Origin of the sequence: Sorangium sp. So ce1014 (assembly GCF_051521505.1) — a bacterium.
In the GTDB taxonomy this organism is placed as follows: Bacteria; Myxococcota_A; Polyangia; order Polyangiales; family Polyangiaceae; genus Sorangium.
On the sequence record NZ_CP150356.1, the window covers coordinates 9,570,971 to 9,579,793 of the forward strand.

Sequence of the window (8,823 nt, forward strand, 5' to 3'; positions counted from 1 at the left end):
CGCTCCTGGACTGCCTCTCAGCGGAGGAGCCGCTCATTCACCGGCCGCCCCCCCCGCCAAGCAATCACCTCATCGAGAAGTTGCAAGCCGACAGCGACGCCGCCCCCACGGTCTGGGTCATCGCCCAGTTGTTGAGCGACCGGATCTGCGCCTGCTCGGTCCTGAACGCGTACCCGCTCGCGAGCTGCACCTCGGTGCCGTTCCGCGGCCGGATGAACACCGAGTACCGCCTCGACCCCGTCTCGACCACCATCCGGACCGTGTACGTCGTCCCGGCCGCGTACGGGAACACCCTCGTCGCCTGGTAGCGCGAGCCGTTCCGCACCCGGACGTTGCCCTGCTCGTCGAAGATCACGCTCGCCGCGAGCTCGGTCCACGCGTCCGCCGCGCCGCTCGACAGCCCGACCACGCCGTCGATGTTCGACGCGCTCGGCGTCACGTCCCAGGTCGCCGTGAAGGTGCCCCACTGCGTCGTCAGCGGCGTATTCACCCACTCTCCGGCGTCCACGCTCGGGCACGACGGCGCCGGCGCTGGTGTCGTCGGCTGCGTCGGCGTCGGCGTCGGCTCCGTCGGCTGCGTCGGCTGCGTCGGCTGGGTCGTCGTCCCCGAGCCGTGCTCGAAGGCGCCGATGTCGATCGCGCCCACCGAGGTCCGCCGCAGCGCGCCGCCGAAGGCCGCGATGGCCCCCTTCGGCGGGTGGAAGAGCGGCAGCGCCAGCGGCGACGGGAACGCGCGCCCCGAGATCCCCGACGTCTGGCTCACGCCGGCGTTGCGGAGCGGGCTCGACGCCAGCAGCGACACGTCGCGGTTGGCGACGCTCGTGAAGCCCGGATCGCTCACGATCCGCGTCCCCGTGAAGCCGGAAGGCACGGTCGTGCCCGTGGACACGGCGTTGTTGACGCCCTTGATGAGCGGGCTGCCGGTCTTCCAGCTCGCGTCGTCGCGGAAGACCTGGACGCTCCCGCCTCCGACGCGGTGGAAGATATTGTTGTGCAGCTCGATGCTCTCGATGCCATCGAACAGGTGGATCGCCGCGCTCGACCCCGCCATCAGCAGGAAGGTGTTGTTCACGAACCGGTACCGCCCGTTCGTGTCGCCCGTGCCGTCGCCGCCGACGCGCACCACGTACTGCGTGTGCGTCTTGCGGAAGACGTTGCCGACAACATCGGAGTCCTCCCGCGCGAGCCCCGGATCCTGCCCGTCAGGGCCGATGAGCTCGAGGTCCTTGTAGAGCCCGCCCTCGATCCAGTTATGGTAGATCTCGTTCCGCTCCGCGCGGGACTTCACCGCATTGCCGCCGTTTGCGTCGTGGACATAGCTATGCTGCATCCGGAACACGGCGCCCGGATAAGCCGTCTCGTCCGTGGCCATGTAGATCGGGTGCTTCTGCGTCCCCTGCCCGCACTTGTAGACCTCCACGTACTCCAGGGTCAGCGAGCCCGAGTCGCTGTCGGCGCCGAGGATGCCGTGCGCGGGGCAATCGTGGACCACGGTGTCACGAATGGTGATATCGTGACCATGGTGAAAAATGCACCTCGATGTGCCACCGGTCACGTCGAACCCCTCGAGCACGATGTGGTTCGCATTGATCTCGATGGTGTTTGTGCCGCCCTTGAGGACGGGGCGCTTCCCGGAGACGCGCTTGCCGCGGAGGGTGATCTTCGCGGTGGGCGTGCCCCACTTCGTGAGCCTGATGTTGCCCGAGTACGTCGCGTTGCCGTCGACCTCCACCACGTCGCCCGGCTTCAGCCGGCCCGCGACGTCGGCGAGGGTCTTGTAGGTCCGCGTCGGACCGACTTGATACGTCGTGCCGGCGGCCTGCTCCTCCGCGTCCAGCTCCTCCGCGGTCACGTCCTCGTCGAGCGGCGCACAGCCGAAGCCGACGATCGACATCGCCAACAGCGAGGCGATGAACTTACCGGCAGCAAACGACCGCGACCCAAAGCCCTGAGAAATCGTATGCATGGCTTTTTCTCCCCCGGCGTCGTCGAACCCCTGTGGTGAACAGGACCGTAACGGGCGAAGGCCACAGGGGGCAGTAAGCTAGCCTCCCACTGTCGACCTTCGCGCCGCGAACCATCGGTGCAGACCATTCAGCACCAGAGGGGCGGATACCGGCGCTCTCGTAAGATCACTTATTCCCGGATTGCCGCGGAGGGTCAAGACGAAAACCTGCCGAAAACAAAACCAACGAGCAATTAGGTCGCACACCTGAGCCGTTTTTGACATCAAGGTTGCAAAATTCGATTCAAAACTGCAATGCGCAGTTCGTCCGCTGATGTGAGGAATGTATAAAGAAGTGGTCGCCCGCCCGCTTCATCAAGGGCGAAATCCCGCTGAAATGTGGGGCAACGCCCAATACAACCTGGATCTCCACGCCATTCACTGACCTTCACCTACCTTGCCCCCGCGCTCTCGGGCTCCGAGGCGGCGTCCACGCCCCGTCGAGGCGAGTTTCTTCCCGGAGAGACGCGGTGTTCAGGGACAAGAAACCGCGCTGTGCGGAGCGGGTCGGCCTCGGCGATCTCGCCGCGTGTGCGCGGGGAGCAGCACCATTCACGCTTCGAGCCGCTGCCGCGGAACGCCGAGCGCGCGCCGCGGTACCACGGGCGCGAGGCGCTCTTCCGCGGCGACGAGCGCTCGCCCACGCGCTCGCCGCCGCTCGTGCGACTGAGCCGCTCCCGTGTCCGATTCGGCAGCTTGTTGCGGCGGTGTCGCGGCCCCGGGGGACGAGGAGCCGCTCAGGAAGGGAATACGGGGAAGGACGAATCGACCCGGGAAGAGGCTTCTCCTTCTTTCGTGGACTCCCGGCTTCCTCCGGGTTCCACGGGATCCGGCGCGCCGAGCGGCGCCGGGCGGCGCGCTCAGCGCCTGCCCTTGAAGCCCATCATCTGCTGCACCACCGCCTCGCTCTCCTCGGCGATCGCGCCCTCCTGGGCCGCGCGATCGGCGCAGTCCTCACAGACCTTCTTCTTCTTGGTTCCGACCTTGATGGTCTTGAGCTCGTCGACCTCGCTGTTGCACTCGCGGCACGTGGGCATCGCCGGCCTTCCTTTCGCCGCGCCAGCATATCGCACCCGCGCCGGGATCGCGCACCCGCGCTGCGAGCGGCCTGCGGGGCCCGCCCGCCCGATGTTTGGCCCGGTCGAGCCGCGCGGCCTAGGCTTGGCGCCCCCACGAGGACCCCAAGGAGGAACCCCATGGATCGTAGGCAGGGCGCGCGTGCGCAGGTCGACTTCCCCGTCTCGGCGCTCGTCGACGGCCACAGGCACCGGTGCCGCGCGATCGATCTCTCCCCCACGGGCATGATCGTCGAGCGCGCGCCCGCGCTCGCGGGCCGGGCGCTGCCGGCCCTCACCCCGTTCGAGCTCGACATCGGGGCCGGGCGCCCCATCCGGCTGCGCGCCCGCCCGGTCTGGGACCGCGACAACCTGCTCGCCGTCCGCTTCGTGGTCATGAGCGACGCCGACCGGCTCACGATCGCCGAGCACCTCGACGACAGAGCCCGGCGCCGCGAGCCACTCCACTAGAGAGGCCGCCCTCGACGCAATGCGCGCCTGCAAGGGTGAAATCGCAGGAGTGCAACCCCCGGGGGATTCGCCCGGGACATCTATGCGAACTTGCAGGGAATCTTGATCTTCTCGCGGTGGCACGTGACCTGCTAAGTCCGAGGGCAGCGTTGCTGGTGCGGCCTATCCCCCCCCGGGCCCCGGCGACGCTTTTTCTTTTTGTCGCTCGCCGGCTCGCCGGCTCGACGGGCCGTTCGCGCCGCCCGGCGCTCGATAGCGGCCCCCGCGCGGCGCCGGGACAGCCTCCCCGGAGCGGGGGAGCCGCGCGCTAGGTGCGCGGCTCCCTGCGCCGGCGCGCGGCGGCGATCGACGCCCGCGGGATGCTGGCGGCAGAGCGCCGAAGCTCGTCGAGGGCCTGCTCGGGCAGGCGCAGCACGCGGGGCTCGCCGGCGGGCGGCTCGGCAGGGGCGGTCGGGCGGGCGCCCAGGTACGGCCAGAGGCTCTCGCGGATGGGAGGCGGCAGCACGTTCTCCAGGTACTCGAGCGCGGTGCCGCGGAGGCGCGCGTCGTCGGCGTGGAGCGCCCGGTAGGCGATCTCCAGGGGCTCGCGCTCCAGGCAGAGCGAGAGCACCCGGAAGACATGCTCCAGGCTGCGGCTCGTCCGCTCGATGAGCAGGCGCTCGGCGAGGGGCGCCTCGGCCGGCGCGGACGCGTTCGCGGGCTGGGCGTCCCACACCCGGCGGTCGATCTCGATCTCCCGCGTCGCCGCGGCGATCACGTCCTCGCGGGGCAGGTGGATCGGCGCGCGATGCTGGAGCAGGCGCGCGAGCGCCACGCCGCAGTTGTAGCGCACCTCGAAGCGCTCGTCGGCGAGGCCGAGCCTCAGCCCGTCGGCGGCGCGCTGGGTGGGGCAGGCCTGGAGCACCCGCGGGATACGGCGCCGGACGGCGATGCTCCCGGCCGGATCGAGCAGCGCGTCGAGGAGCTGGCCGGTCGCGCGGGGGGCGACGGCGCGGAGCGCGCGGACCGCCTCCGAGATGAGCCCCTCGCGCTCGAGGAGCGGGAGGAGGTGCGGGACGAGCGCAGGGTCCGGCTCCCGGACGAGCCCCCGGCGGATGCGCTCGGGGTCGCCCGAGCGGAGGTCGGCGATCACCGCGAGCACCGGGTCGGACGCGATCGCGGCCGACGCGGCGCGCGCCGAGAGCGGCCCTTCGGCGACCTTGCGATCGCCCGCCGGAGGCCCCTGGCCGTCGTCGGGCGCGCGGCCGGAGAGCGGCGCGCGGCCGGAGAGCGGCGCGCCGGCGTACGACGTGCGCTCGCCGTCCCCGGGCGCGCGCCCGCCGTCGGACCGCGCCGCCGCCCCCTTCCGGAGCGCGGCGAGCTCGGCGAGCACCCTGTCGCGGCTGAGCGCGTCGACGGTGCCGCTCAGGGTGCGGCGGGTTGTCGCGTCGACGACGCTGGCCGGGTCGAGCGAGACGGCGCCGGAGCGCAGGCTGCTCTCGAGCGCGGCCACGTAGCCCCGGTGCAGCCGCGGCGTGAAGAGCAGCGTGACGCCCAGGGCCGCCGTGCCGAGGCCGATGAGGAGCGGCAGCGACCCACCCCCCGGCGCGACGACGAGCAGGACCATCGCGACGCCGCTGCCCGCCGCGGTCCCGATGCGGTCGAAGCCGACGTCGATGAGCGTCTTGATCGACCGCTTCTGGTCCGGCGGCAGGGGCGTGTAGAGCAGCTCGTAGCCCGACCGGAACAGCGAGTTCCGGAGCACCGCCTCGGTGCCGCGGACGATGGCGGCCGACCAGAGCCGCGGCGCGACGACGACGGAGAGGGAGCTCGTGAGGACGGCGGCCGGGAGGATGCCGATGGTGGCGGCGAGCCCGAGCCGGTCGAGCGAGAAGGTGGCGGCGAGCGACTGCGCCACGAACGAGAGCACGCTCACCGAGAGGTGGAAGAGCGCGAAGAACGAGAGCAGCTCGTTGCGGTCGCGCATCGCGGCGGCGGCCTCGGCGCTGAGGGCCACGTCGAACAGCGCGCCGCTCACGGCGCCGAGCGCGACGAGCAGGGCGAGGTCGCGCAGGTGGCTGCTCTCGCGCAGCGCGCGGAGCCCCGAGGCGTCGGCGCGCGGCTCCTCGCCCGCGGCGCCGGCCGCGCCCCCGCCCGGCAGGCTCGCGCCGAGGAGGTAGGTCGCCCAGGCGGTGAGCGTGCTCACACCGGCGAGGGCGAGGAGCATGGTCGGGGCGTCCATGACGTGGCTGGCGCGCCAGGCGAACAGGCCGCCGATCACGCCGCCGAGCGTCCCGCCGCCCGCGATGCGCCCCATGGAGTGGCGCGCTGTGTGGGGGTCGAAGCGCTCGTTGACGAGCGACCAGAAGGCGGAGATGAGGGTCGCGCCGAAGACGGCGATGTGCAGGTAGAAGACGAGGGCGGCCGCGCCGGGCGCGCGCAGGGCGAGGGCCCACTCCAGGACGAGGAGGACGGAGCTCGCGGCGCAGGTGGCGGGCACGACGCGCGCCGGGGAGAGCTGGAGGAGGGCGCGCGAGAGCACGAGGACGGCGGCGAACGAGAGCACCGCGCCGGCGGCCATGACCTTGGGGACGTCGGCGGCGCCGAAGGTGGCGAGGAAGAGGGCGTCGCGGGTGGCCCGGCCGGCGACCTGCTGGGCGATCATCGTGCCGGACGCGATGGCGGCGATGAGGACGGCCCTGCCGCTTCCGCTCGCCGCTTCCACCTGTTCCTGCGGCATCCTAGGCGGGTTCGGCGGTGAGCACGCGGGCGTCGGTGACGAGGGTCCCGAGCGCGACGTCGCCCTCGGTCGCGGGCACCTCGGCGACGAGCTGGAAGTCGAACGCGACGCCGACGGCGTGCCCCGGGGGGCAGAAGCGCGGGAGCGTGCTGTCGTAGTAGCCGGCGCCGTAGCCGATCCGGTGCCCGCGCGGGTCGATCTGGAGGGCGGGGACGACGATGACGTCGAGCGCCGCGGCCTCCTCGTCGGCGGGGTCGGGCTCGCGGAAGCCGAGGCCGCGCTCCTGCATGGCCTCGGGATCGGCGACGAAGCGGAAGGTCATGACGCGCGACTCGGGGTCGATGGCGGGGTACGCCACCTGGACGCCGCGGGCGCGCAGGAGCGGGTCGAGCTCGCGGAGGTCGACCTCGTTGCGGTCCTCGATCGGGTAGAAGAGCGCGACGCGCCGGGCCGCGGCGACGGCCGGCAGCTCCGCGAGGGCGCGCTGGATGCGGCGCGACCGCTCGAGGAGGGCGTCGCGGGGGATGGAGTTGCGGACGGCCCGGGCGCGCTTCCGCAGCTCGGCTTTCGCGCGGTAGCGCAGGGCGATCTCGGCATCGGGATCCATGCTCGGGGGTTCCTCCGGCGCGCATCCTAGAGAGGCCGCCCGGGATCGGGGAACCGTCGTGTGAGAAATCGGCGCGCGGCGGCGCGTGCGGTCACGGGTGTGGCGGTTTTGCAGGGGGTGGGGCGCGGCCGAGGTTCCCGAGGGGGCTGAGGCTGAGGCCGGCTCGGGGGGGGCGAGCGGGGCGGCAGAGGGCGGCAGGGGGCGGTGGCGACCGGCGAGCCCAGGTGAGTTTACGGACGAGCCTGGTGGCACCGCTTGTGTTGACGGCCTCGCCCGCGTAGACAGCGTGGGCAGGGCGGATGTTTGAAGCGCCAAGGTGACGATAAGGCGATGAGCGAGCCAGGGTGGCTGCCCGAGCAGGGGCCCTCGGCGGCGGGAGAGAGCGATGTTCTGGGAAGATTTCAAGAAGTTTGCGATTCGTGGCAATGTCATCGACATGGCGGTCGGCGTCGTGATCGGCGCCGCGTTCGGCAACATCATCAAGTCGCTCGTCGACAACCTGATCATGCCGCCGATAGGCCTGCTGACGGGCGGCATCGACTTCAGCCAGCACTACATCGTCCTGAAGGCGCCGGGCGCGCCTGGTACGTACGCGAGCGCCGAGGAGATGGTGAAGGCCGGCGCGGTCCTCCTCCGGTATGGCCAGGTCATCAACAACCTTGTGAGCTTCTTCATCGTCGCCTTCTGCGTGTTCCTGCTGATCCAGCTCATCGGGAAGCTCCACAGGAAGCAAGAGGAGGCGGTGACGACAAAGGACTGCCCCGAGTGCGCGATGAGCATCCCCCTCAAGGCCGTGCGCTGCGGGCACTGCACGTCGGCGCTGAAGGCGGCGTAGGGGCCGGGCTCTTCGCCAGGCGGAGCGTGAACGTGGCGCCGCGCCCGCGGCGCTCCCCTGGCCGGAGGCGCGGCGTGCGGCCACGTGGCCGCGATAGATAGGCGGGTCGCAGTACCGCGCCCCGAAGTGGTACAGCCCCGTCGCCTGGTCGAGCTCCTTGCCGGTGAACACGTACGCCCGCCGCAGCTCGTACCGCGAGTCCGACGCGTCGATCCACAGCCTCCCCGTGCCAGCCGTTCAAGCGCCATGCTCAGCGTCGTACTCTCCCGGCAAATAGTCATTATCTGAGAAGAGCGCCTGATAAAGTCTCACTCTCTCAGGATCTGTGTCGAAGAGACGCAGCCCGATCGGTGTCTTCAACACATCGAGACGAAGCACTTCGATCGCATGCTGCCTGCATGCTTCCAGGATCCAGTATTCGTCCTCCGACCTGGCATCCGATTCGGCTTGAACGTAAACATCCCAGCCTCTTGCGCCGGTTTCACGGAGGAGGACGGCATAGGGTCCGACAAGAGAGATCTTCAGAGTCCACTGAACCCCAGATCCCTCAGGAGATATCGCGAGCACGCAGCTAACATCGTTGTTGAGGTCCGTAATATCCTCCACCGAGAAGCGACTCATCAGGCACTGTTCGAGCCCTCGATATGGCTTTCGCTCGTGCTCCTTGATCACCCAGTGAAAATCCGGACTCTCCAGGGATTTATACTTGTCTACAATGACTTGGAATAGCTGACTTGGCTCTGTCATGGCTTCACTGTGGCAAGGGCCCCTCGTGCACCCGACCCCAGGATAGCCCATGGATCTGTCCTTTTGCATCCATCGACACAAGGACCTGTGTCTGGTAGCCGCCGCCGCCTGAGCCGACGGCGACGGCGACGGCGACGGCGACGGGGGTCCGAAAGTCGTGCAATTTCAGGTCGCCATTGCTAGCTCGGGCAGGGGCCCACTCGGTCCCCCCTTGGCAGCCTCTGAAGATGATGTCGGCTGCTTCGCGACCGCCTGCCCCGCCTGCGCTGGCTGGGGCAGCTTCGTCTCCCCGGAGCCGTAGACCCCGTGTCCACGAGGGTCTAGCCCGGGCGCTCGACGGAGGCGTGGGCCTCGTCCATCTGAAGGCATGGATTCTGGTCGAGC

At 70.3% G+C, this 8,823-nt stretch carries 7 protein-coding genes and 1 pseudogene; 3 read left to right on the plus strand and 5 right to left on the minus strand.

Annotated elements, in window-relative coordinates:
* Window positions 1-64: 64 nt before the first annotated feature.
* Window positions 65-1,966: a hypothetical protein gene (locus tag WME75_RS36345; RefSeq protein WP_437480720.1), complete on the minus strand. Its 1,902-nt coding sequence runs from the start codon at window positions 1,964-1,966 to the stop codon at window positions 65-67.
* Between the two features lie 648 nt (window positions 1,967-2,614).
* Between WME75_RS36345 and WME75_RS36350 the strand changes: the two are divergent.
* Window positions 2,615-2,710 (plus strand): annotated as a pseudogene (locus WME75_RS36350) (protein adenylyltransferase SelO family protein); the annotation flags it as partial.
* Between the two features lie 155 nt (window positions 2,711-2,865).
* On the opposite strand, the gene WME75_RS36355 reads toward WME75_RS36350, so the two are convergent.
* Entirely contained in the window at window positions 2,866-3,042 is a 177-nt protein-coding gene (locus tag WME75_RS36355) for a hypothetical protein (protein ID WP_437495098.1), read from the minus strand.
* A gap of 159 nt (window positions 3,043-3,201) precedes the next feature.
* On the opposite strand from WME75_RS36355, the gene WME75_RS36360 reads away from it, so the two are divergent.
* On the plus strand, window positions 3,202-3,531 hold the full coding sequence (locus tag WME75_RS36360) for a PilZ domain-containing protein (RefSeq protein ID WP_437480723.1): 330 nt from the start codon (window positions 3,202-3,204) through the stop codon (window positions 3,529-3,531).
* 307 nt (window positions 3,532-3,838) lie between these two features.
* Here WME75_RS36360 and WME75_RS36365 read toward each other — a convergent pair whose 3' ends face one another.
* Together WME75_RS36365 and WME75_RS36370 are read right to left on the minus strand one after the other, a co-directional pair.
* Window positions 3,839-6,250 carry a hypothetical protein gene (locus tag WME75_RS36365; RefSeq protein WP_437480725.1) on the minus strand — a complete coding sequence of 804 codons (2,412 nt, stop codon included), beginning with the start codon at window positions 6,248-6,250 and terminating at the stop codon, window positions 3,839-3,841.
* A 1-nt stretch (window position 6,251) separates the two neighbouring features.
* Complete coding sequence (locus tag WME75_RS36370) at window positions 6,252-6,857, minus strand: 5-formyltetrahydrofolate cyclo-ligase (RefSeq protein ID WP_437480728.1); 606 nt, start codon at window positions 6,855-6,857, stop codon at window positions 6,252-6,254.
* Between the two features lie 385 nt (window positions 6,858-7,242).
* Here WME75_RS36370 and mscL point away from each other — a divergent pair, with 385 nt between their 5' ends.
* Window positions 7,243-7,692 carry a large conductance mechanosensitive channel protein MscL gene (mscL, locus tag WME75_RS36375; RefSeq protein ID WP_437480731.1) on the plus strand — a complete coding sequence of 150 codons (450 nt, stop codon included), beginning with the start codon at window positions 7,243-7,245 and terminating at the stop codon, window positions 7,690-7,692.
* A 237-nt stretch (window positions 7,693-7,929) separates the two neighbouring features.
* Here the strand turns inward: mscL and WME75_RS36380 are convergent, their stop codons facing one another.
* Window positions 7,930-8,439 carry a hypothetical protein gene (locus tag WME75_RS36380; protein WP_437480734.1) on the minus strand — a complete coding sequence of 170 codons (510 nt, stop codon included), beginning with the start codon at window positions 8,437-8,439 and terminating at the stop codon, window positions 7,930-7,932.
* Window positions 8,440-8,823: the final 384 nt, after the last annotated feature.

Bases quoted from the DNA above. Each gene is read 5' to 3' on its own strand.
- WME75_RS36370 (WP_437480728.1), bottom strand. From the start codon at position 6,857: ATGGATCCCGATGCCGAGATCGCCCTGCGCTACCGCGCGAAAGCCGAG.
- WME75_RS36365 (WP_437480725.1), bottom strand. From the start codon at position 6,250: ATGCCGCAGGAACAGGTGGAAGCGGCGAGCGGAAGCGGCAGGGCCGTC.
- mscL (WP_437480731.1), top strand. From the start codon at position 7,243: ATGTTCTGGGAAGATTTCAAGAAGTTTGCGATTCGTGGCAATGTCATC.
- WME75_RS36355 (WP_437495098.1), bottom strand. From the start codon at position 3,042: ATGCCCACGTGCCGCGAGTGCAACAGCGAGGTCGACGAGCTCAAGACC.
- WME75_RS36345 (WP_437480720.1), bottom strand. From the start codon at position 1,966: ATGCATACGATTTCTCAGGGCTTTGGGTCGCGGTCGTTTGCTGCCGGT.
- WME75_RS36380 (WP_437480734.1), bottom strand. From the start codon at position 8,439: ATGACAGAGCCAAGTCAGCTATTCCAAGTCATTGTAGACAAGTATAAA.
- WME75_RS36360 (WP_437480723.1), top strand. From the start codon at position 3,202: ATGGATCGTAGGCAGGGCGCGCGTGCGCAGGTCGACTTCCCCGTCTCG.